At 39.9% G+C, this 23,326-nt stretch carries 18 protein-coding genes, 1 tRNA gene and 1 riboswitch; of the genes, 16 read left to right on the top strand and 3 right to left on the bottom strand.

The window, feature by feature from the left end:
- The first annotated feature begins 88 nt into the window (after positions 1–88).
- From HXT29_RS02385 to mfd, 3 genes are all read left to right on the top strand, one after another.
- Positions 89–1,141: an ABC transporter substrate-binding protein gene (locus HXT29_RS02385; protein ID WP_004106862.1), complete on the top strand. Its 1,053-nt coding sequence runs from the start codon at positions 89–91 to the stop codon at positions 1,139–1,141.
- Between the two features lie 139 nt (positions 1,142–1,280).
- Complete coding sequence (gene pth / locus HXT29_RS02380; protein ID WP_004111397.1) at positions 1,281–1,880, top strand: aminoacyl-tRNA hydrolase; 600 nt, start codon at positions 1,281–1,283, stop codon at positions 1,878–1,880.
- Positions 1,870–5,478, top strand: coding sequence for a transcription-repair coupling factor (mfd, locus tag HXT29_RS02375; RefSeq protein WP_422118436.1), 3,609 nt, complete (start codon positions 1,870–1,872; stop codon positions 5,476–5,478). Before pth ends, mfd begins: the two co-directional genes overlap by 11 nt.
- A 74-nt stretch (positions 5,479–5,552) precedes the next feature.
- Here mfd and HXT29_RS02370 read toward each other — a convergent pair whose 3' ends face one another.
- From HXT29_RS02370 to HXT29_RS02360, 3 genes are all read right to left on the bottom strand, one after another.
- Positions 5,553–6,290 carry an ABC transporter ATP-binding protein gene (locus HXT29_RS02370; RefSeq protein ID WP_064340217.1) on the bottom strand — a complete coding sequence of 246 codons (738 nt, stop codon included), beginning with the start codon at positions 6,288–6,290 and terminating at the stop codon, positions 5,553–5,555.
- 175 nt (positions 6,291–6,465) lie between these two features.
- Entirely contained in the window at positions 6,466–7,464 is a 999-nt protein-coding gene (locus HXT29_RS02365) for an ABC transporter substrate-binding protein (RefSeq protein WP_410295053.1), read from the bottom strand.
- 155 nt (positions 7,465–7,619) lie between these two features.
- Complete coding sequence (locus HXT29_RS02360; RefSeq protein WP_064340336.1) at positions 7,620–8,435, bottom strand: ABC transporter permease; 816 nt, start codon at positions 8,433–8,435, stop codon at positions 7,620–7,622.
- Positions 8,425–8,549: riboswitch (TPP riboswitch) on the bottom strand. Its footprint overlaps the gene before it by 11 nt.
- Before the next feature lie 210 nt (positions 8,550–8,759).
- Between HXT29_RS02360 and eno the strand changes: the two genes are divergently transcribed.
- The 13 genes from eno (at position 8,760) to pheT (ending at position 23,076) form a co-directional block, all read left to right on the top strand.
- On the top strand, positions 8,760–10,055 hold the full coding sequence (gene eno / locus HXT29_RS02355; RefSeq protein WP_004106847.1) for a phosphopyruvate hydratase: 1,296 nt from the start codon (positions 8,760–8,762) through the stop codon (positions 10,053–10,055).
- A 197-nt stretch (positions 10,056–10,252) separates the two neighbouring features.
- Entirely contained in the window at positions 10,253–11,167 is a 915-nt protein-coding gene (locus HXT29_RS02350) for an L-lactate dehydrogenase (protein WP_004106846.1), read from the top strand.
- Positions 11,168–11,429: 262 nt separating this feature from the next.
- Positions 11,430–11,930: a 2-amino-4-hydroxy-6-hydroxymethyldihydropteridine diphosphokinase gene (gene folK, locus HXT29_RS02345; RefSeq protein ID WP_004119382.1), complete on the top strand. Its 501-nt coding sequence runs from the start codon at positions 11,430–11,432 to the stop codon at positions 11,928–11,930.
- A gap of 55 nt (positions 11,931–11,985) precedes the next feature.
- The gene (gene folP, locus HXT29_RS02340) at positions 11,986–13,125 is read left to right on the top strand and encodes a dihydropteroate synthase (protein ID WP_410295054.1); all 1,140 of its coding nucleotides are present in this window, start codon (positions 11,986–11,988) and stop codon (positions 13,123–13,125) included.
- A 189-nt stretch (positions 13,126–13,314) separates the two neighbouring features.
- Positions 13,315–13,791, top strand: coding sequence for an FtsB family cell division protein (locus HXT29_RS02335; RefSeq protein WP_004106839.1), 477 nt, complete (start codon positions 13,315–13,317; stop codon positions 13,789–13,791).
- Between the two features lie 94 nt (positions 13,792–13,885).
- The gene (locus tag HXT29_RS02330) at positions 13,886–15,553 is read left to right on the top strand and encodes a DUF501 domain-containing protein (RefSeq protein ID WP_421792033.1); all 1,668 of its coding nucleotides are present in this window, start codon (positions 13,886–13,888) and stop codon (positions 15,551–15,553) included.
- 42 nt (positions 15,554–15,595) lie between these two features.
- A tRNA-Leu gene (locus HXT29_RS02325) sits at positions 15,596–15,679 on the top strand.
- 42 nt (positions 15,680–15,721) lie between these two features.
- Positions 15,722–15,967 (top strand): hypothetical protein, encoded by a 246-nt coding sequence (locus HXT29_RS02320; protein WP_032842513.1) that lies wholly within the window; start codon positions 15,722–15,724, stop codon positions 15,965–15,967.
- Between the two features lie 464 nt (positions 15,968–16,431).
- Positions 16,432–17,067 (top strand): zinc ribbon domain-containing protein, encoded by a 636-nt coding sequence (locus HXT29_RS02315; protein WP_004119400.1) that lies wholly within the window; start codon positions 16,432–16,434, stop codon positions 17,065–17,067.
- A 189-nt stretch (positions 17,068–17,256) separates the two neighbouring features.
- On the top strand, positions 17,257–18,288 hold the full coding sequence (locus HXT29_RS02310; RefSeq protein WP_410294523.1) for a cation diffusion facilitator family transporter: 1,032 nt from the start codon (positions 17,257–17,259) through the stop codon (positions 18,286–18,288).
- Between the two features lie 116 nt (positions 18,289–18,404).
- Positions 18,405–19,313 carry a TrmH family RNA methyltransferase gene (locus HXT29_RS02305; protein WP_410294522.1) on the top strand — a complete coding sequence of 303 codons (909 nt, stop codon included), beginning with the start codon at positions 18,405–18,407 and terminating at the stop codon, positions 19,311–19,313.
- 35 nt (positions 19,314–19,348) lie between these two features.
- Complete coding sequence (pheS, locus tag HXT29_RS02300; protein WP_116973279.1) at positions 19,349–20,449, top strand: phenylalanine--tRNA ligase subunit alpha; 1,101 nt, start codon at positions 19,349–19,351, stop codon at positions 20,447–20,449.
- A gap of 5 nt (positions 20,450–20,454) precedes the next feature.
- Positions 20,455–23,076 (top strand): phenylalanine--tRNA ligase subunit beta, encoded by a 2,622-nt coding sequence (pheT, locus tag HXT29_RS02295; RefSeq protein ID WP_116442693.1) that lies wholly within the window; start codon positions 20,455–20,457, stop codon positions 23,074–23,076.
- The last annotated feature ends 250 nt before the right edge of the window (positions 23,077–23,326 follow it).

Genomic DNA, 23,326 nt, shown 5'->3' with positions numbered 1-23,326 from the left:
GGCGCGGGCTAGGCCCTTTGTTACCGTTTTCTGCCGAGTTCGTGTCACTTTCCCAGAAGAACGGTACAAGAAACAAAGTAGGGAACTCATGAATATGCGTATTGTAAAGCGTACTCTTGCGTTTATTCTTTCTGCGTGCTGCGTATTTTCTTTCTCGGCATGTGGATCTGCAAGTAGTAGTAAGAATGCAAATCTTCGTAAAGTGTCGTTTATGCTATTTTGGGCACCGGATACTAATCATATTGGTATTTATGTTGCTAAGCATAAAGGATGGTTTAAAGATGCCGGATTAGATGTCAATATACTTGCTGTTGCTCAGACTGGTTCGGAACATGCAGTTGATAGTGGTGTTGCTGATTTTGCTCTTAGTACTTTGACAAATGCTGCTGATTTTTCAACAAAGGGAGCAAATCTTGAGCAAGTTATGCAAGTTCAGCAAAAGCCAAGTGCTATTTGGTGTTCACTTGCTTCGAACAATAAGATTCATTCTCCAAAAGATTTTGATGGTCGTACTTTTGCAACTTTTGGTTCAGCTGAAGGTGATGCTGTAATTCGTAGGATGATTCAACACGATGGCGGTCAAGGTAAGTTCGACAAAGTTACTGTTGGAACTTCAACTTTTAGAACTCTTGAATCTGGCAAAGCTGATTTTGGTGGCTTCTACGGCACTTGGGAAGGCGTGCAGTCTGAAATGTTTGGACCAAAGCTTCGCTGCTTCATGGAGGGCGACTACGGTGTGCCAGGTCAGCCAGATACTATTGGAATAATTGCAAATAAGCGTACTGTAGCTAAAGATCCTAAGCTTGTTCGAGCGTTTGTTAAAGCTGCAAAGCGCGGATATGAATATGCTTATGAACATCCTGATGAGGCTTCTGAAATTCTTGTGAAAGAAGCAAAAGATGCTAATCTTGACATAAAGTTTGTTAAACGTAGCATGAAGATGATTGTTGACGGTCAATATTGGGGCAATCGCGCGGATATTAAGAGCGGAAAATTTGTGTTCGGAACCACTGATGTTAAAGGCGCTCAAGCTTACTTTAACTTCTTAAGTAAGGAAGGTGCTTACACTGATTCTAAAGGCAAAGTAACTCATAAAACTCCGCAAGCAAAAGAATTGTCTACTGACGAATTTTTGAAATAAATAACATAATGACTTGAGTCTTGATAGAATAGGCTGAAGTATATAAGGGCGTATCGAATAGTTGTAATTTTACGTTCAGCTATAATCGATGCGCCCGTTTTGTTGTTTTGCTAAATATTTGAATGGGGAGTGGTCTGCCATGGCATCGGATTTTTGGCTTATTGCTGGCTTAGGAAATCCTGGTACAAAATATGAGGGTACTCGACACAACATGGGTTTTATGGTTGCAGACGTTTTGGCACAACGTTGGTCAGTATCTCTTTCGGATCACAAAGGTTTAGCTAAACTTGGCAAAGGTGTTATGAATCTTGATGGTCGCGTAGCAAAGTTTTTCCTTGCTAAACCGTTGACTTTTATGAACGATTCTGGTGCTGCAGTATCTTCTATAAGCTCCTATTATCAAATAGAACCGGATCATATTGTGATAATTCACGATGATATGGATTTAGATTTTGGGCGCATTAAAGTAAAAGCAGGAGGCTCTGCTGGAGGACATAACGGTATTCGTTCTATCGATCGCTCTCTTGGTACTCCTCAATATTCTCGAGTGAGAATGGGTGTTGGTCATGCGCAGCGTGGTGCTCACGCGCACGATAATACCGTCAATTGGGTTCTTGGAGGTTTTGCTGCAGCTCAAAAATCCGATCTTCCAAACTTTTTAGCAGATGGTGCTGATGCTGCAGAAAGTATTATTTTCCATGGATTAGCAGCGACGCAGGAGAAGTTTAATGGCCGCTGATAGCAGGTCTAATATCAAAAACAACAAGAATGATAAGACTGATGATATTTCAGTAATAAGCTTGAGAGATATTCTTAATGATTTATCAACTAAGGACTCACTTTTTAAAGCTTTATCTGAATATGATCTTGATGCGATATCTGATTATTGTTGCGAAAGTGCAAATAAAAATCGTAAAGATTTAGATTCAATAAGTGAAGATTTAACAATTTCTTCTCCTATTGGAATTCGTTCTGCTATTGTTGCTGCATTAGCTAAGAAAAAGCCAGTTGTTGTTATTGTTCCATCGAGTAGAGATGCTGAAGATTTTATTGCGTCTGTGCGTGATTGGTACGATGGTGATGCTCAAGACGTTGCTAAATTAGAAGCTTGGGAAACGTTACCTCATGAAAGGCTTTCGCCTAGGGCAGATACTGTTGCTAGCAGGATTGCAGTGTTTCGTAGGCTTTGTCATCCTGAAAATAACACATCACTTTTTGGTCCGATTCGCGTGTTGGTTATGCCTGTGCGATCGCTTATTCAGCCTGTAGTTGAAGGCATTGGTGATATAGATCCTCTGTTGTTTGAGTGCGGAAAAGAATTAACTCTTGAATATGCTGTGAAACGTTTGGTAGAAAACGCATATACTCGTGTTGATTTGGTGATGGAACGTGGAGAGTTTGCTGTTCGTGGTGGAATTATTGACGTTTTTGCGCCAACAATGACGCATCCTGTGAGAATTGAATTTTTTGGTGATGAAATTGATACTATAAAGCAATTTCATGCTTCTGATCAGCGTACTTATGGCAATAATATTGCAAGTATTTGGGCTACGCCTTGTCGTGAGCTTCAGATTACAGAAAAAATTTGCAAGCGCGCGCGTTCTCTTATTGGTGCAATTCCAAATGCTGACGATATGCTTGAATCAATCGCAAATTCTATACCAGTAGAAGGTATGGAGTCTTTGTTGCCTGCACTAGTGGATCGCATGGAATCAGTGCAAAATATGCTTCCGAAGGAATCTGTTATTATTCTATCTGATCCTGAAAAATGCCGTAGAGCTGCAGATGACGTAACTGCTACAGCTAACGAATTCTTAGCGGCTAGTTGGCATGTTGCTGCTTCTGGACACGGTTCTGGAGCTCCAATAACATTCGATCAAGCTAATTTCTTGGATTTTGATGAAACGATTTCATCGTTAGAATTGTCTAATCATGATATATGGAAATTAACATCTTTTGGTGTTGACAATCAAATTTATGGAAATATTGCTTTGCCAGCATCGGCGCCACAAGAGTTTCGAGGAGATGAATCGAAAGTTTCTGTTGGTATCACTTCTCTTGTCGACAATGGTTTTGCTGTAACTATTGCATCTGCGGCTTCTGGTACTCTTGCACGCTTGAGACGCGCTATATATGCGACTGGTGTACATGAATTTACTACAGTGCGCTCAAGTATTTCGGATGGCTTTATCGATAATGTTGCGCGTATCGCGATTCTTACAGAGCGTGATCTGACAGGTAAATCTTCTGCATCAGCTCAACTAAAAACTCCAAAACGCAGGCGCAAAGCAATCGACCTAATGGAACTAAAGCCTGGTGATTTCGTTGTGCACGAACAGCATGGTATTGGACGTTTTGTTGGTATGAAACAACGTAATATTGCTGTTTCGGGTGGTAGTGCAACTCGCGAATATTTAGTAATTGAATATGCTCCTAGCAAACGTAATGCTCCTAACGATAAGCTGTTTATTCCAACAGATCAGCTTGATTTAGTGAGTAAATATATTGGTGCCGAAATACCAAAGCTTAACAAACTTGGAGGTTCCGACTGGGCTCAAACTAAAGCAAAAGCTAAAAAGCATGTTCATGAAATTGCTGAAAATCTTATTAAGCTTTATTCGGCAAGGCAGCAATCTCGCGGATTTGCATTTAGTAAAGATACACCTTGGCAAAAAGAGTTGGAAGACGCATTTCCTTATCAAGAAACTGCTGATCAGCTTACAACTATTGACGAAGTAAAAGCAGATATGGAAAAGCCAATCCCAATGGATCGCTTAATTTGTGGAGATGTTGGTTTTGGTAAAACTGAAATTGCGTTACGTGCAGCTTTCAAAGCAGTGCAAGATTCTAAGCAAGTTGTTGTTTTAGTTCCAACAACCTTGCTTGTTCAACAGCATTACGAGACTTTTACAAATCGATTTGAAGGATTCCCAGTAAAAGTTGCTGCAATGAGTAGATTCCAAACTTCTAAAGAGATTGAAGAAACTTTAGCTGGATTGCAAGATGGAAGCATTGACGTTGTTATTGGAACGCATAAGCTTTTGAATCCTAGTATAAAGTTCAAAGATTTAGGTTTGGTTATTATTGACGAAGAGCAGCGTTTTGGTGTGGAACATAAGGAAACGCTCAAAGCTTTGCGCACAAACGTTGACGTATTAAGTCTTTCGGCAACGCCAATTCCTAGAACTCTTGAAATGGCTGTAACTGGTATTCGTGAAATGTCTACTCTCGCAACTCCTCCAGAAGATAGGCTTCCAGTGCTTACATACGTTGGTGCGTATGATAATTCTCAAGTTGCTGCATGCATTAAGCGCGAATTGTTGCGTGGGGGTCAAGTTTTTTACGTCCATAATCGTGTTGAAGATATTAGTTCTGTTGCAAGTAAGATTCAGGAGCTTGTGCCAGATGTCCGTGTTGCTATTGCTCATGGAAAAATGGGCGAGAAGCAGCTCGATGCTGTTATTCGTGATTTTTGGCATAGAGATATTGATGTGCTTGTTTGTACAACGATTATTGAAACAGGTCTTGATATTTCTAATGCGAATACACTTATTGTCGACCACGCAGATAGATTCGGTTTAAGCCAGTTGCATCAGTTGCGTGGTCGAGTAGGTAGAGGTCATGAGCGTGCTTACGCTTACTTCTTGTATGATCCTTCAAAGCCTATGACGCAACAATCTCACGATAGACTCTCAACAATTGCTCAGCATACTGCACTTGGTTCTGGTTTTGATGTTGCGATGAAAGATTTGGAATTGCGCGGAACTGGAAATTTGCTTGGAGATGAGCAAAGTGGCCACATTGAGGGTGTTGGATTTGATTTGTATGTTCGTATGGTTTCTGAAGCTGTTGAAAAATATAAGGAACCTGAAAGAGTTGAGCCTGTTTGTGTAACTATTGATCTTCCTGTTGAGGCTTCTCTTCCAATTGATTATATTGCTTCTGACAAGCTTCGTTTGGAAGCGTACCGGAAGCTTGCTGCTGCTAAGGATAATAGTGATTTGCGAGAACTTCACGATGAGCTTCTTGATCGCTTTGGTAATCCGCCTGAAGAATTTGAGTCTTTGTGTGATGTTGCTCGTTTGCGTTTTAAAGCACGCGAGATTGGTATTACGCAAATCAGCTCTCAAGGAAAATCAGTGCGAGTTGTTGGCGTCGATCCAAAAGAGTCTGTGATGATGCGTTTGAAGCGTATTTATAGAGGATTGCAGTATCGTCCTCTTACTCATATGCTTATTGTTCCAGCTCCTTTTGAATCTTCACTCGGGTCTGGTTCAATGCATGAGCATGAAATACTTTCCTGGGTGCGTCAGCTTCTTGATGACGTTGCTTGGTAAATTTTCTTGTGTTTATTTTATAAATAAAGGCGGCCGCTATTTTGCAGTCGCCTTTATCAATTATTTTTTCGTTCTTACTGTAACGCTTCTCTAAGCTCATCTTCTATTTCAACGTGATTATTTGGACGCTTTTGTGCATCAAGTTGGCTTCGATCAATATTCCAGTTTTTCTCAATGATTCCGTCTTTAATCATAAGAATTCTGTCAGAAAGTCTTACTGCTTCAGAAATATCGTGCGTGACCATTATCGTGGTCCAGCCATGTTTTTGTCTTAGATTATCAAGCAAATCTTGCATGTCTAAACGAGTTAAAGCGTCTAATGCTCCGAAAGGCTCGTCTAAAAGTAGTAATTCAGGATTATGAACTAAAGCTCTAGCTAATGAGACTCGTTGTGCTTGACCACCTGAAAGTTCTGATGGCCATTTCGAACCGCAATTATTAAGTTGCATATCGTTAAGAGCTTTTTCTGCAATAGATTTTAGTTCTGATTTGTTTCCTTGCATGCCGAAAACTACGTTCTTACTTACTGTTATCCATGGTATTAATCTTGCGTCTTGGAAACCTATTGCTTGATGTTGTGTGACGTTTATTGTTCCAGAATCAGGTTTGATTAATCCTGAAATAACTTTAAGAAGAGTGGTTTTTCCGCATCCTGAGCGTCCTATTAGAGATACGAATTCGCCTTTTTTAATATTTAGATTTATATCTCGTAATATTTTAGCGTTATTTTTAAAAGTCACACCAATATGTTCTAGAGTAACGCAGTAAGAGTTATCTTTAGTCTCATAGTTTTCTTCTATTTGAGTGTTCATATTTACTCCTACTGCGTTGCTCTAAATCATGTTTATATAATATTTATATAACTTTGTTATACAAGCATGTTATATAACTTTGTTTTAATTTTGATTAATCAGTTATATATTATTTTATTTTGATATTTAATTTTTTGTTTTTACTGATATGTGTTTTATAGATATATGGATTAATTTACTTCGTGCAATCCATTACAGAATCTTTCAAATTCTTTGGAGCTTGCTTAATTAAACCATATTTCACGTATTCCTTAGCTTGAGTTTCCATCATTTTCAAACCTTTTTCATCGATTGGACGAATAGTTGGATTGTCAAACTTTTCAATTTGCTTAATAATAGTTTCGCTTGCTCCAAGCTGCTTGTAAGCGTTTCCAATAACATTGTTTTCTTTATGAGACTTTTCTGCTTCGCGAACAAGAGCCTTGTACATCTTCTTAACAAGATCTGGATGCTTTTGGGCAAAGCTCTTAGAAACAATGTGAATAGTAACGTTCATATTGCCGTACTTTTTAGCATTTACAAGCAATTTTGCGCCTGGAGTTGTCATTGCTGCAGCAAGATTCTGATCGAATGAGGAAATTGCATCGATCTGTCCAGAAGTAAATGCTGCCTGGAAGTTCTTAGGGCTCATCTCAACTTTGTTAACTTTAGAAACGTCTAAACCGCTTTTATCAAATGCGCGGTGAAGCATGTAGTCGCCAGTGTCACCGTTATGAATAATAGCAACTTTCTTTCCGTATAAGTCTTTTAGTGTTTTTACGCCGCTTTTTGCGGATGCAACGATTCCTTGAGAATCACCATTGTAATATTCGAGCGCAAAAGCTACCCATGGTTGTCCTTCAGCAATCAAATCAATGAAGCGTCCAGTTCCGGTAGTTGTAGCATCTGCATTTCCGCTCATAACAGCAGTAAGACCATCAACTGGAGTGTAAGGACCAGTGTAAACTACTTTAGATTTGCCAAATTCGTCTTGAAGGAATTTCTCATTTTTCAAAGTAGTTAAATAATTTGCTGTTGAAAGATAAGCAACTCTCATAGTTTCAGCGTCTTCTTTTGAAGAAGCGCTTGATGATTTTTGTGAGCTTCCGCAAGCTGCGAGAGATACTGTTGCGCAAACAGCGCAGATTAATGCAATAATGCTCTTTTTAGAAAATTGCATTTTTAAATTAGTCATGATATATAGTTCCTTTTGTTTGTTGTTTTATTTATCTGTTGTTTGTTTGGTTGTTATTATTTGGTTGTTGATTCTAAATATTGACTAATTCTTAAAAAGCAATTTAATGCATTTTAAAAAGTAGTTAACTTTAGAAAAATGTTGATATTACTAGATTATTGGCGTGATTTTCTATCTAATCTGCGTTCAGGTATAAGAAGATATTCTAATATGTTTGCAGTAAGCTCAGATCCAAGACCTGCAATTGCGTACATAATAACGCATGCCATCATTTGATCTGGCCTAAAGAATTCTTGCGCTCTTGAAAGAATGTATCCAATTCCAATAGAAGAATTAACTGTTTCGCAAGTCACTAATGCAACCCATGCTACAGATATTGCAAATCGCAAACCTGTCATAAAACTTGGAAGTGTACCGCGAAGCAAAATAGATATAAAAATAGTAGATTTTTTAACGTGATAAACCTGCGCTAATTCGAGAAGTTTCGGATCAATATTACGCACTCCGTCGCGAATATTAACGTACATAGGTCCAAAAACGCCAACAGCTATAAGCGCTATTTTCATCGTTTCATCTATTCCGAGGAAAATTATTAATATTGGAGCTAAAGCCGGGAATGGAATTGACCTCAACATGTGGCTTGGTTTATCAACTACAATATTGCCAAGCTTACTGCCTCCCGCAAGTATGCCTGCAGGAACAGCAAAAATAATTCCTAACAAAAGTCCTAAAAGAACTCGTAAAATACTTATTCCTAAGGATTTTAACAATATGCCTTCGTTGTTTAAATCAATAAAAGCTTGTATTACTTCATATGGGGACGGCAAAGAACGGTCTTCGATTGGAGAAAGAGTTGTAAAAAACCACAAAACCAAAATGAGGATAGTTGAAATCCACACTTTGAAAGAAGATACCGCTTTAAATGCAATCTTCAATATGTTTTTCGCTTTATTAGGCGAACTGTAAGTCATGCGACAATCCCTTCGATAGTTTTAGCTATATCAGGTTCAACGAGTGTATTCTCAGCGCAACACTGTATGTATTGTTGTCTGGCACGATGTAGTTGCGCACCCCGTGTCTGTGGTCATTATCTCCCAAGGGTATGGACATGTATATTTGAAATCGATATTTATAAACGATATTGCTTAAAAATATACAATTGGCTCATATGACTCGAATTAAATCAAAATATTGTGAACGTTCACGGCATAAATACGCTGGTACTCAATATAACGTCCATAAAACGCACTAATCTTGGAAGAGTCATCACAACCCATAGGTATAAAGGAGTAGTTGTGGCAGCTATTGAAAGCGTATATGCACGCGAAATTTTGGATTCTCGTGGAAATCCTACTGTTCAGGTTTATTTGGAGACCGAAGATGGCGCTCAGGGTATTGGTTTAGTGCCTTCTGGTGCTTCTACTGGTGAGGCTGAAGCTTGGGAACGTCGCGATGGCGACAAGTCCCGTTATCAAGGCAAGGGCACGTTGGAAGCTGTTAAGGCTGTCAACGAGGTAATCGCACCTAAGGTTATTGGCATGGATGCCACCGATCAGCGCGCTCTTGATGAGACGATGATTGAGCTTGATGGCACGCCAAACAAGGGCAAGCTTGGTGCTAACGCAATTCTCGGCGTTTCCCTCGCTGCTCTCTACGCTGCTGCCGAGTCTGCTCAGCTTCCGTTGTACCGCTACATTGGCGGCACCAATGGTCACATTCTTCCAGTTCCAAACATGAACATCATGAACGGTGGTGCTCACGCTGATTTCGCAACCGATATTCAGGAGTACATGATTTCTCCTTACGGTTTCGCGACCTACAGCGATGCTTTGCGCGCTGGTGTTGAGGTTTATCACACCTTGAAGAATGTTTTGAAGAAGGAAGGCTTGGCTACTGGTCTTGGTGACGAAGGTGGCTTCGCTCCAAAGATGAAGTCCAACGAGGATTCCTTGAAGTACATCATGGATGCAATCGAAGCCGCTGGCTATGAGCCAGGCAAGCAGATTGGTATTTCTCTTGACGTTGCTTCTTCTGAGTTCTACAACAAGGAAACTGGTAAGTATCGTTTCGATGGCGAAGAGCGCGAATCTGCTTACATGCTCGATTACTACGAGAAGCTCATTAACGAGTATCCAATCGTTTCCATCGAAGATCCATTCCAGGAAGAAGGCTGGGATGATTGGGCAGAAATCACCAAGCGTCTTGGTGATCGTTTGCAGTTCGTTGGCGATGACTTGCTCGTCACCAATCCAAAGCGTTTGGCTAAGGGTATTGAGCTTGGTGCAGCTAACTCCTTGCTCGTGAAGTTGAACCAGATTGGTTCCGTTACCGAGACCCTCGACGCTATTGAGCTTGCAACTAAGAACGGCTTCACTTCTATGGTTTCCCATCGTTCTGGTGAAACCCCAGATACCACCATTTCTGATCTTGCTGTTGCTAAGAACACCGGCCAAATCAAGACTGGTGCTCCTGCTCGTGGCGAGCGTATTGCTAAGTACAACCGCTTGCTTGAGATTGAGGAAGAGCTTGGTTCTACCGCTCAGTATGCTGGTTACAGCGCATTCAAGGCTTGCAAGAAGTATATGAAGTAACTTTTAGTTTTAAGTAACTTAGTGGCTTCTTGAGTCTTTGAGTTTTAACGGTCAGTCGTGTTTACGGCTGACCGTTTTTTATTAAATATTTTTTAAAAAATCACAACACGCAAAAAATTTTTCTTAAATTTACTTTCATTCTCCGCATAATGGTGATATTTTTGTGAGAAAATCGAAACAGAAGGAGATGTTTCATTATGCGAAAAGTAGCAGTTATTGGTATGGGAAATGTTGGCGCAGCTGTTGCTCATCAGCTTGTTGTTGGTGGTTACGCCGACGAGCTGTACTTATATGACAAGAATGAAGCTAAGGTTAAGGCTGATGCATTGGATTTTGAGGATTCAATGGACAATTTGCCTTTTAATGTAAACATTACTGTCAATGATTACGATGCTTTGAAAGATGTTGAAGTTATCGTAAGCGCTATGGGCAATATTAAGCTTTTAGACGTCCCAAATCCTGATCGTTTCGCAGAACTTAAACATAATCGTGTTCAAGTTGAAGAAGTTGGCGCAAAGATTAAAGCTTCTGGCTTCCATGGTGTTCTAATTGATATTACGAATCCTTGCGACGCTATTTGCCAGCTTTATAAAGAAACAACCGGTCTCCCTTATGAAAAAGTTATTGGCACTGGAACATTGCTTGATTCTGCACGTCTTCATCGCGCTGTTGGTAAATTCTTCGGAGTGCATCCAAAAGCCGTGAAGGGCTATAGCTTGGGTGAACATGGTGATTCACAGTTCGTTGCATGGTCCACAGTTAAGGTTCTTGAGCAGCCGATTGTTGAGTTTGCAAAAGAAAAGAACATTGATTTAGATGCTGTCGATGAAGAAACTCGTCAAGGCGGCTTCACTGTGTTCTACGGAAAGAAGTATACAAATTACGGTATTGCTGCTGCTGCAGTTCGTCTGGTCCATGCTGTTCTTTCGGATTCGAAGGAGCAAATGCCTGTTTCGAACTATCGAGAGGAATACCATTCTTATCTTTCTTACCCAGCAATCGTTGGTCGCGAAGGTATTGTGAAGCAGTGCCAACTTGACTTGACTGAAGAAGAGTTGCAAAAGTTGCAGCATTCTGCAGATACAATTTTGAGTAAAGCTCAAGCAAAGTAGATGAGTCAAAAATAAAATAACTAAAAAATACTACTTTTGAATCTAAAATATTTTTACAGACTTTAGACAAAAGCGTATTGAAAAATGTCGTTGTAGATTTAATTGCTCCTAAAGAGTGTTGAATTTACAGCGACATTTTTGTTATAAAAATTTTTGATATTAGCTTATTTATTATTTGAATTTATAAAGTTGGCTAGTCCTAATTGTTTATGATATATACTTTTAACTATAAATTGAATTATTTTTTTTGGGGGGTGGAAATATGATTTCTAGTGCATACATAAGTGTTGGAAGCAATATAGGTGATAGATTACTTAATTTGCGCCAAGCTGTTTCGCTATTGAAGCAAAATTCGCATATAAGCAATATTATCGTTTCTTCAGTGTATGAAACTGAACCAGTTGGTGACGTAGTGCAAGACAGTTTTTATAACATTGCTTTACGTTTGGACACTGATTTAACAGCTTTTGAATTGCTTGATTTTATTCATGATATTGAACAGCGTCTTCATAGAAAGCGCATAGTTCGTTGGGGTCCTCGAACAATCGATTTAGATATTATTGATTTTGGTGGTCAAACTATAAAAAGTGAAAATCTTACGATTCCGCACAAAGAAAGAGATAATCGCAGATTTGTATTAGTTCCTTTGCTCGAAATAAGCGCAGACGATGCAAATTATCATGAGCTCATCCAAGATAAGCTTAATAAAACTAGCGACACTAATTGGATTAATATTATTGAAAGTAGCGAAGTTTTTAATTAGTTTGGAATATAAATTTAGTTTTTTAAATATGAGGTTTTAGAAAGAAAGAATACAAATGCGAATTATTGAAAGCAATTTGGAGAATGCATCTTCTAAAAATATTGCAGATATAGCGTTACTGCAGGATCTTTGTGTAAATCAAAAAATTTTATGCACGTGGGAAAATATTAGCGAAAACGATTTAAGCAAAGTAGCTGATTTTCTCGATCATTTTGATACAGCTATCAAAGTTTCCGAGTCTTCTATTGACTTCATTTTGCCGCTTATTGCTCTTAAACCTTTTATGCAAGAATGCGAAAAAGCATGGTACGAAGATCGAGAATTACTTGCAAGTTTGCGCTCGCTATTAAAGCAAAAAGCAATTGTGTGGAATGCAGGGCGATTCTGCTTTGATACACTTGACAAGCCGATAGTTTACGCGATTTTGAATATTACTCCTGACTCATTCTATGACGGCGGCAAGTACCAAAGTGAGGACGAAGTAAATAGCCATATTAAAGAAATAGTTGAAGCCGGTGCTGATGTTATAGAAGTAGGCGGTCAAACTACAAAACCTGGCGGTTATTTAGAAATTACTCCAGAAGAGGAAATAAGTCGCGTTATACCTGCTATTAAGTATATTCACAAAAATTATCCTCAAATTGCTGTAGCAGTAGACACTTACAAGTTACCTGTAATGGAAGCTGCAATTGAAGCTGGCGTAGATATTATAAATGATGTTCGTGCGTTTGATTCTCCAGAAAAAGTAAAGCTTATGGCAGATTCTAACGTTGGATTAGTAACAATGCATAGCAATAGAGATACAGAATATGACAATTTAACAAAGGTTATGTGTCAATTCTTTAGTGATAATTTAAAAATGCTTGTTGATGGAGGAGTTGACTTAAATAGGATCATTCTTGATCAAGGAATTGGCTATGCAAAGGTTGCTGATGGTGAACAAGATTATGCAATGATGCGCAATATTAATCAATTGCATCGTTTTGGTAGACCAATATTGGTTGCGATTTCTAGAAAAGGCTTTGGTAAGAAGCTTTTTAATTTAGATAAAGAAGATCGTTTGCCAGTTACTTTAGTTGCAGAAACAGCGATGTTTATGGCTGGTGGACGTGTAATACGTGCTCATGATATTGCAGAAACAAAGCAATTAGTTGAAATGATCGATGTTATTAATAGAAATTACTGGTTTAAGTAGAAAAATTTGAATATTTTTTTGCAGTTTTGTTCGTCAGTTTTTTAATTTTAATAACGAATAAATGTAGAGTGACTGTAAATGTAGCGTGACTGTAAATGTGGTACAACAGCATTTTGCATCTAAAGCACGTAAGATATTAGCGGAATACATGATGTTTTCACGTCGAATACATCAAGTAATTTAGAGAGTATGGTTATGAAAAAGCGTCGTAAAACGGCATTAGGTGAGGATGTAGTATCACCATTGCAACAGCGTCGACTACTTTCAGGACCGCTCGTGTTTTTATTTATGGTTTTTGTAGTTACCGTTGGTTCAATTGAATGCATTTCAACAGTTAGAAATTATGCGTTAAGCTTGTCGGAGCTTCATGCACTTCAGCGTGAAGAAAGTGATTTACGTGAACAAAAGCGTACGTTGGATAATAATATTGACCGATGGAAAGACAAAGCATACGTTACCGCTCAAGCTAGAGATCGCCTCGGCTTTATTTTTCCTGGTGAGCAGGCTGTTCGTGTAGAGCATCCTGAGGCAGTAACTGGAAAAGTTCCGAATGAATTTGCTCAAGAAAATAGCGAAACTAAGACTCATTCAGTCTTGCCTTGGTATAGTGACTTAATGTATGCAATACATAAAGCAGACAAACCAGATACCGTGCCATCCTTATAACATATAAACTGATAAAGTAAAGAATTATTTATTTGTAAAACAGCTTTAACAGGAGTAGAAACGCATGGCTAACAGCCAAGAAAGTTCAGATAAAATGCAGAACAGTAATAAGAATTATATTCCAAAAGAAGCTGTAAAACCTTTATTTACTACACCTGCGAGTGATGCTGAGCGTGCAATTGTTGAAAAGCAACTTGGAAGATTCCCTAGAGGAATGGTAGCCGTTGGTGCGCGTTGCGTTTGTGGTAGGCCTCTTGCTGTTATTACTAGACCGTGCTTAGAAGATGGCACTCCATTCCCAACTACATGCTACCTTACCAGTCCTGAAGCTGTAAAAGCGGTGTCTCGCGTAGAAGCAGACGGTATTATGCGAGAATATAACGAGCTATTACAATCGGACGAAGATCTAAAGAAACAATATGAGCGTGCACATAAGTATTATTTGGAATTCCGTCATGAATTAGCTGTGTCTTTGGGGGATAGTGAGGAGCATATTAGTCAGATGAGCGCTGGTGGAATGCCAGTTCGTGTTAAATGCTTGCACGCTTTGCTTGCGCAAACATTGGTAATGGGCAAAGGTGTAAATCCGATTGGTGACATGGTATTAGAGCGCATTAAAGATGAGTTTGATCCTAACGTGTGCCGCTGTACTACTCCGTGGAGCGATGATGCATATGCTACTGAAACGGAAGTTGTTGTGGAAGACGAAACGGCTAAAACTGCAGAGGGTGAAGCTGTAAAAAGTGAAACGACTACTTGCGCAGAAAAAACAGTACAGGTTGCTGCAATTGACTGCGGTACAAATTCTATTCGACTAAAAATTGCGCAAGTTTCTGAGCATGGAATGAAAGATATTGTGCCTCGTATGCTTCGCGTCGTTAGACTCGGTCAGGGAATTGACGAAACTCATCGTTTCGCAGATGACGCTTTGAAGCGAGTGAGGGAGGCTGCGCACGAATTTGCGCAAGTTTTGAAAGAACATCCAGTTGATGCGATTCGTTTTGTGGCAACCTCAGCTACACGAGATGCTGAAAATCGTGAGATTTTTGAACAAATGATGATTGATGAGCTTGGTGTTCGCCCTGAAGTTATTAGTGGTAACGAAGAAGCGGCTCTTAGCTTCCTTGGAGCAACAAGCGTTGTGTCTCGCGATGAGTTGCAGCCACCGTATCTCGTAGTTGATTTAGGTGGAGGCTCTACTGAGTTAGTGCTTGGAGGGGATGGTGACTGCTTGCCAGCGCACAAGGTTTCTGCAGCATACTCCATGAATGTTGGTTCCGTTAGAATGACGGAAAGGCATTTGCATACTGATCCTCCGACTGAAGAGGAAATTCAAGCTGCGATTGAAGATATTGACAAGCATATTGATGATGCTTTCAAAGTTGTTCCTGCAGGACGAGCTCGCAGTATTATTGGCGTTTCTGGAACTGTGACAACTATGGCTGCTTTGACTATGGGATTGCAGCATTATGATCATACTGCTGTCGATGGTGTGCGTATTGGATTAGAGCAGGCTTATGCTGTTAATAATCGATTTTTGCGTATGCCTAAGGACTGCAGGCGCACGTATGCGACGATTCACCCAGGGCGTGTGGATGTTGTTGGCGGTGGAGCAGTGATTTGGAGCCGAGTGTTGGAGAGATTAGCAAAAGCTGCGTATGAGGATCACGGTGGGGTTTTAGATACGTTTGTTGCAAGTGAGCATGGTTTGCTTGACGGAATCACGATTGATTTGGGAAGAAAGTTACTCGCCACACGCTGAGCTTGTTCTTTGCTTAGATGTATGGCATAATAATTGATTGCTGCCTCTGTGGCGGAATTGGCATACGCATCAGACTTAAAATCTGACGCCCTTACGGGCTTGTGGGTCCGAGTCCCACCGGAGGCACAAACGAAACGCTGCACAGCTGTTTGCTGTGTGGCGTTTTTGATGAATGTACAATCATGTGGATTCCAGCCAAAGGTACTGGTTGAAACCCCTAGTTCCTCAATTTTCCCCACTATTATGAGTAGAGCAAGAGTATTAGGTATTATTTCGGCAATATGCGCCATCACTGCGGCAACAAATGTTATTTTACAAGTGCCGTTTGCTGGCATTGGATTTACTTTAGCTGCTGGCATAGCTGGCTTATCAGCTGGACTATGCAGCAGTAAATCCTCTAATAAGCGTGAGTGAATTTCTTCCTGTACGATTATAAGTAATAAAACAAGAGTGTTTTCCTACATGTGCTTGTTAGTCATGTTTTGTCATATTGTAGCGGAATACAATGTTTAATAATGATTAATTCTCTTGATTTATTCGTAATATTATGAAAGAATCGATGATAGATTTTGGGTACTACTAGTTTCCAGAATCCGTTGTTTTATAAATTTTATCGCGTTTACAATTTAGCCAAGTCATTATGATAACGGATAGAGTGTTGACGCGTGAGCGCTGCCCAATCTATTTGCAATCGCCACCCTGAGATAACAATTGGGGGTGGCGATTCTTTTTGACCTATAACCCACATTTGCACTTTACTTAGCATATTTGCGATTGACAATCCCGTATTTGTCTTATAGTCAGTTCGATTGTTATAATTGTTGCGAATTTGCAATGCAATAGTTGTATTGCTTAACAACTGAAGTAGAAGGTGAATTATGCTTTGTAATTTTTGCGGTAAAGAGAACGACGCAAATAGTCAAGTATGTGCTAATTGCGGAAATCGCTTAGGAAACCCAAATGTGCAGCAGACTGTTCAAAATACTCAGCAGCCAGCAAACGATACTTTAAATTCTGTTAAAGATGGCTTTAAGAATTTTAATGAGACAATAGATTCAGTAATTGAAGATTCAGATCCTGAGCTTTTACATAAGTACTCCTTGATTGCTTATATGGCAGCTTCTGTTGTTGCAATTATTGCTCCATTCTTGCCACTTATCACTGTAAATTGCTTTGGTCTCTCCAAGTCGTTTAATTTTGTAAACAATAATAACACTCCTGGCGATGGAATTTTCTATATAATTATTGCTATTGTTGCTTTAGTTTTTGCTTTTATGAATAAGTCAAAAATAATGATGATTGTTGGCGGTGTTGCTGCCGTATTTATGATTTTTGAGTTTTTCCATATTAATGGCAAGATATCTTCCCTCAAATCGCAGTTTGGCGGATTCTCGATGCTTGGATCTGTAAGTTATGGCATTGGTTTCTACTTATTCATTCTCTCTGCACTTGCTTTGCTTGGATCCTCTGTATTGTACTACCTGTGTGAAAGAGTGCTAAAAGCAGAGAAATAGCATTACTTTGTAACATGTTTTGTACAATGTTTATGCATGTTGACAGCTTGTGATTACATAGTCATAGACAAAGTAATTGATAATAGTGAACCCCGGCTTAGGCTGGGGTTCATTGCGTATACGGCAAAATGCGAATGATATTGAGAAACGATATCGCCCAAATATTTTAATATTTTAGGAGGCTGGAAAGTGCATAATCATAACGATGTAATTCAAACTAACGGCACTGGTTCACGCTCAAGCAGTGTGAATGCAAATGTCAACTCTTTCGATACTCATTACAATAACGCCAACGCAGCTTCCCAAGCAGCCGCAATTCACGCAAGTCATGCACATCAGCATCGTTTGCTTCTTACGCTTTCTCTTACTGCAACTGTGTTTTTTGCTGAGGTAATTGGTTCTTTTCTAACTAATTCTTTGTCGCTGCTTATAGACGCAGGTCATATGCTTACAGACATTTCAGTTCTTGCAGCTTCAACAGTTACTGCAATTCTTATGCGTCGTCGTCCAAATAGTAAGCGTACGTGGGGCTGGGCGCGTCTTGAGGTTATTACAGCTGCTGCGGGAGCTCTTATTTTACTGCTTGTAGGAGTGTATGCTCTTGTTGAAGCTGGAATGCGTCTTTTTGGTAGTGGTCATCAAGGCATTCATGATGTAAATCAGCTTCTATTCTTTGGTATTCTTGGCTTAGCTGCGAATTTAGGCTCTCTTGTAATTCTTATGTCTCAATCGCAAGACAATATGAATATGCGTGCTGCTTTTCTTGAGGTTATGAACGATGCTCTTGGATCTGTTGCAGTCGTAGTTTCAGCTATTGTAATGATGAGCACAGGTTGGGCAGGTTTTGATGCTTTAGCTGGCGGTATTATTGCGCTTCTTATGATTCCACGTGCGCTAAAGCTTCTTAAGAATGCTGTTAAGGTTCTTCTTGAGCAGACTCCTGAAGGTCTTGATTTAAACAAAGTTCGTGAACATCTAGAGCATGTTCCTCATGTTCTTGCAGTTCATGATTTGCACGCTAGTACTGTCTCTACTGGTATGCCGATTTTTATGGCACATGTCGTTGTGGATCCTAATATGACAATGTCTCAATGCTCTCATGTGCTTTCTCAGCTTCAGGACTGCTTACGCGAACATTTTCCTGTTTCTGTGTCTCACACTACTTTTCAACTTGAGCCTAAAGGCTATACAACTTCCAGTGCTTCAGAGCATCATGAATAGAGTTTATAAGGTTTTGCTTATTTACAAGTTTTGTTGCAATGAATGTGGCAGGTTTGCATAAATATGTGAATGTGTATTTCCTGTGTCGTAATCGTTTTTGAAGTAAAGTTATATTTATGCCGTTAAAAGAACTAATTGATAATACTCACAGTGAGCGCGTGCGCAGACTCGTTTCTTTAGGTCGCGCAAAGTCGCATGATTTGCAGCGTTTTTTAGTTGAAGGTCCGCAAAGTGTGCGCGAAGCTGTACGTTATGCCACAGATTCGTTATGTGATATTTATGTTACTAAAGATGCTTGTGAAGGTAATGAAAAGGAAAGTTCACAATTTTCTTCTTTGCGGGAAATAGTTAAAGAAGCTTTATCTCGATCTTGTTATGTTCATCCTGTTGAACCGAGTATTATGCAAAAAATTAGTGCTGATTCACAGGGAATTGTTGCGGTTGCTAATTCGAAATCTTTAGATGATATCTATTTTAGTGAGTTTAAAAATTTGCAACAATCAGCACAAGTAAAATCAAAAAACGATTTTAAGCCTCTTCGTATTGCAGCTTGCTGGCAGGTAAGAGATCCTGGCAATGCTGGTGCTATTATTCGCGTTGCAGATGTTGCTGGATGCGATGCTGTTGTTTTTGTTGATGATTGCGTAAGTCGTTGGAATTCTAAGCTTGTGCGTTCGACTGCAGGTTCACTATTTCATCTTCCTGTAGTGCAATTAAGCGTTCAAGACTGGTTCGAATGCGCTGCAAAATCAAATATTCGAATTATTGCAGCTGATATTTACGGAACTGACAAGATTAAACCTGTGCCATTTCCAAAAATTTTAGTCAATTCCGAGGTTATTAGCAGTTCTTTGGCTATTTTATTTGGCAATGAAGCTAGAGGCTTACCTAAAGAAGTATTGCAACAGGTTGATGATATTTCAATAATTCCAATATATGGAAAAGCAGAATCAATGAACCTTGCAACAAGTGCAGCAGTAATGCTTATGGGCTTGGCTATGTCGAGTCATGAGCGAAAAATATAGCTTTGGGCAATATTTTGCAATATCGTATATAAACAATGAATACGTATAACACAGATAGGAAGGGTGCTGTGACCGATAATAAGCCATTCGATATTAAAGCTGTAACTAAAGCAGTAAAAGAAGGTATTGCTAGCGTTACAGCTGCTCAAACTATGGAAGAACTGAAGGCTGTTAAAACTAAGTATGCTGGCGCACAGTCAGTGATGACTGTTGCAAGCAAAGCAATTGGTTCTTTGCCTGCAGATCAAAAGAAGGAAGTTGGCAAGGTAATGTCAACTTTGCGAGCTGATTTTGGTCGAGCTTTTGCAGAAGCTACAGAGCGAATTAAAGCCGTTGAAGAAGCTAACATGCTTTCTGCAGAGACTGTAGATATGACTCTTCCAATTAATCGTAAGCCTTTAGGTGCTCGTCATCCTATTGCTCGTATTATTGAAGATTTTGAAGACTTCTTTGTGTCTATGGGTTGGCAGATTTCTGCGGGTCCAGAAGTTGAAACTGAATGGTTTGATTTCGATGCATTGAACTTTGGACCGGATCATCCTGCGCGTCAAATGCAAGATACTTTCTACGTTCAAGGAAATCAAGCTAAGGATGCCGCAGGCTTTGTTGGTTCAAATATGGTTTTGCGCACGCAAACTTCTTCTGATCAAGTACGTGCGTTAATTGAGCGTGGAGTTCCTCTGTATATTGCTTCTCCTGGTAGAGTGTTCCGCACTGATGAACTGGATGCAACGCATACTCCAGTTTTCCATCAATGTGAAGCTTTGGCTGTGGATAAGCATTTAACAATGGCTGATTTAAAGGGTGTTCTCGATCGTTTGGCTGTTGCTATGTTTGGTCCAGATGCAAAGAGCCGTTTGCGACCAAGCTACTTCCCATTTACTGAGCCTAGTGCTGAGCTGGATCTTTGGTTCCCGGATAAAAAGGGCGGTCCAGGCTGGATTGAATGGGGCGGATGCGGAATGGTGAATCCTAATGTCCTTAAATCTGCTGGTTTAGATCCAGAAGTTTATACTGGTTTTGCTTTCGGAGTAGGTTTGGAGCGAACTTTGCTACTTCGACATGACATTAACGATATGCATGATTTGGTTGAAGGCGATAAGCGCTTCAGTGAACAGTTTGTGATGGGGGAGTAAAACTCATGCCAATGGTAGATATTGACTGGCTTAAAGATCATGTTGAAGTGCCAGAAGGTTTAACATACGAACAGCTTGCTAAAGATTTAGTTCGTGTTGGTTTAGAGGAAGAAGAGATTCACACTTCTCAAGTTACCGGTCCAATTGTTGTCGGTTACGTAGTTGACGCAACTCCTGAACCGCAGAAAAATGGCAAAACTATTAATTGGTGCCATGTTGATGTCGGAGATAAATACAACGATGTTGACGAAAACGGTAAAAAAGTTCCTCGTGGCATTATTTGCGGTGCTCCTAATATGGCTGCTGGTGAAAAGGTTGTTGTAACTCTTCCTGGTGCTGTTCTGCCTGGAGATTTTAAGATTGAGCCGCGCAAGACTTACGGTCATATTTCTGACGGTATGTGTGCTTCAGAGCGTGAGCTTGGTTTGGGAGATAGCCACAATGGCATTATTTTGTTGCGTGAATATGGCTTTTCTAAGGCTGAATATGATGAGTTGAAGCCTGGCGATGATGTAATGGAGTTGTTGCATCTTAATAAGCCGATTTTGGAGATTAATATAACGCCTGATCGTGGTTATGCTTTCTCTTATCGTGGTGTTGCTCGCGAATATCATCATTCAACTGGTGCTGTTTATACGGATCCTGTTTCAAAGTTGAATGAGCAGGTATCGCAAATTAATGATGAAGGTCACAAGACTTCAGATATTGACGTGAGCATTGAAGATACTAATCCAATTCATGGTGTACCTGGTTGTGATCGATATTATGCGCGTGCTGTACATGGTTTTGACTCCACTTGTGCAAGCCCACGTTGGATGCAGCGTCGTTTAACGCGTGCAGGTATGCGCAGCATCTCTCTTGCTGTTGATATCACTAATTATGTCATGCTTGATTTGGGTCAACCTCTTCATGCTTATGATTTGGACAAAATTGAAGGTCCAATTGTAGTTCGCCGTGCACATGAGGGCGAACATCTTACGACTTTGGATGGCAAAGATCATGAATTGCATGTTGAGGATTTAGTTATTTGCGATTCTCCTCATGGAAACCACGGTTCACGCGTGCTTGGCTTAGCAGGTGTTATGGGAGGCATGTACGGCGAAGTTACGAGTGAAACGAAAAATATTTTGATTGAGGCAGCTCACTTTGATCCTGTTTCAATTGCTCGCACTGCTAGACGACATAAGATTCCTTCTGAGGCTTCTCGTCGTTTTGAACGTGGCGTTGATACTCAATTGCAGCCAGCAGCTGCGCAAATGGCTGCGAATCTTTTGGAACAGTTTGGTGGAGCTAAGCCATCTACATCGCCGTGTGATGTTAATAATACTCAGTCGCGAAATGTGATTGTGTTTAAAGCTAATGAAGTGCAGCGAGTTGCTGGTTTGGAAGTTGATTTGAATCGCATTAGCGATATTCTTACCGATATTGGTTGCTCTGTTGCTGGTGGTGGCAATGGATCCTTCTCCGTTCTTCCTCCAACTTGGCGTCCTGATTTGAATGAGCCTTGCGATCTAGTAGAAGAAATCGCTCGACTTATTGGATATGATGAGATTCCTGTTAAGGTTCCTGCAGTTCCTGTTACTGGTCGAACCGGTTTAACCACGCAACAGCAAACTAGGCGAGCTATTGCTTATGAGTTAGCAGAAACTGGTTTTGTTGAATCTTTAAGTTATCCATTTGTTGGTGAAGAAGACATTAAGGCTTTCCGCCAAAATGTGGACGAAGTTGCTGAAGTAAGTGTTCGTATTGCTAATCCTTTGGCTGGAGACAGACCTTGGCTTCGTCGTTCTGTTTTGATGACTTTGGCTGGCACTGTTCGACGCAATCTTCATCGTGGTTTAACAGATATTTCCATGTATGAGCTTGGTCATGTGTACTTTAGCGATCCAAATGCTCCTGCAATTCCTGCATTACCTGGTTCTGTTAGACCTTCTAATGCTGAACTTGCTGCGCTGGATGCTGGATTACCGGAACAACCTTTGCATGTTGCTGCTTTGCTAACTGGTCATGCTGAAGAAACTGGTTGGCTTGGTACTCATAGAGATGTCGATTGGAGTGATGCTGTTGAAGCACTCCAGCGAGTTGGTAAGAGAATTGGTGTTAAGTTCATTCTCGAACAGTTTAAAGCTCAAGATGCTCCATCTTCTTGGCATCCTGGTCGTAGTGCTCAAGTTTGTGTTCTTGCTGAAGATGGTTCAAGCGTCAATCTCGGTGTTGTTGGCGAATTGCATCCGCATGTTTGTGAAGCATTAGATTTGCCTAAGCATTCTGCAGCATTCGAGCTTGATCTAACTGAATTGTTTAAGAATATGCTTATGAAGCCTGTTCAAGCTAAACCAATTTCAACTTTCCCTCCTGTAAAGCAAGATTTTGCTTTCACTGCACCAATTGAGTTGAAGGCGAATGAATTGCAGTCTGCTATTGAAAAGTCTGCTGGAGATTTGCTTGAATCTGTTGAGTTGTTCGATGTGTATGAGGGTGAACAGCTTGGAGAAGGCTTGCGTTCTCTTGCTTATTCTGTAACGTTCCGAGCAAATGATAGAACGCTTTCTGGCGAAGAGATGGAAGAAGTTCGTAAGAAGATTACGGATGCTGCTGAAGTCTTGCACGCAACTTTGCGAGTGTAAAATATAATATATTTTAATTAATGCGATTGTGCATACGTTCTAATAATAGTATGCATAATCGCATTTATTGCATTATTGACTCTTTTTTCTTTTTATGTAAAGTAACATTCATTTTTTAATGAGAATCTAGCGTTTTCATGCATAATAGATATGTGTGACGAAGAACACATAAATAATTTTTTATGCATGTAGATATGTATACACATATTCGTATATATTTAATTGAAAATATGTTTATGAAAGGTTTTGA

This window comes from Gardnerella sp. DNF00550 (genome assembly GCF_049262685.1).
GTDB classification, from domain to species: domain Bacteria; phylum Actinomycetota; class Actinomycetes; order Actinomycetales; family Bifidobacteriaceae; genus Bifidobacterium; species Bifidobacterium leopoldii.
This window is presented reverse-complemented; position numbering and strand designations above follow the sequence as displayed.

Coding starts and splice junctions, on each gene's coding strand:
- HXT29_RS02385 (WP_004106862.1), top strand. CDS start 89: ATGAATATGCGTATTGTAAAGCGTACTCTTGCGTTTATTCTTTCTGCG.
- pth (WP_004111397.1), top strand. CDS start 1,281: ATGGCATCGGATTTTTGGCTTATTGCTGGCTTAGGAAATCCTGGTACA.
- mfd (WP_422118436.1), top strand. CDS start 1,870: ATGGCCGCTGATAGCAGGTCTAATATCAAAAACAACAAGAATGATAAG.
- HXT29_RS02370 (WP_064340217.1), bottom strand. CDS start 6,290: ATGAACACTCAAATAGAAGAAAACTATGAGACTAAAGATAACTCTTAC.
- HXT29_RS02365 (WP_410295053.1), bottom strand. CDS start 7,464: ATGACTAATTTAAAAATGCAATTTTCTAAAAAGAGCATTATTGCATTA.
- HXT29_RS02360 (WP_064340336.1), bottom strand. CDS start 8,435: ATGACTTACAGTTCGCCTAATAAAGCGAAAAACATATTGAAGATTGCA.
- HXT29_RS02350 (WP_004106846.1), top strand. CDS start 10,253: ATGCGAAAAGTAGCAGTTATTGGTATGGGAAATGTTGGCGCAGCTGTT.
- folK (WP_004119382.1), top strand. CDS start 11,430: ATGATTTCTAGTGCATACATAAGTGTTGGAAGCAATATAGGTGATAGA.
- folP (WP_410295054.1), top strand. CDS start 11,986: ATGCGAATTATTGAAAGCAATTTGGAGAATGCATCTTCTAAAAATATT.
- HXT29_RS02335 (WP_004106839.1), top strand. CDS start 13,315: ATGGTTATGAAAAAGCGTCGTAAAACGGCATTAGGTGAGGATGTAGTA.
- HXT29_RS02330 (WP_421792033.1), top strand. CDS start 13,886: ATGCAGAACAGTAATAAGAATTATATTCCAAAAGAAGCTGTAAAACCT.
- HXT29_RS02320 (WP_032842513.1), top strand. CDS start 15,722: ATGAATGTACAATCATGTGGATTCCAGCCAAAGGTACTGGTTGAAACC.
- HXT29_RS02315 (WP_004119400.1), top strand. CDS start 16,432: ATGCTTTGTAATTTTTGCGGTAAAGAGAACGACGCAAATAGTCAAGTA.
- HXT29_RS02305 (WP_410294522.1), top strand. CDS start 18,405: ATGCCGTTAAAAGAACTAATTGATAATACTCACAGTGAGCGCGTGCGC.
- pheS (WP_116973279.1), top strand. CDS start 19,349: ATGAATACGTATAACACAGATAGGAAGGGTGCTGTGACCGATAATAAG.
- pheT (WP_116442693.1), top strand. CDS start 20,455: ATGCCAATGGTAGATATTGACTGGCTTAAAGATCATGTTGAAGTGCCA.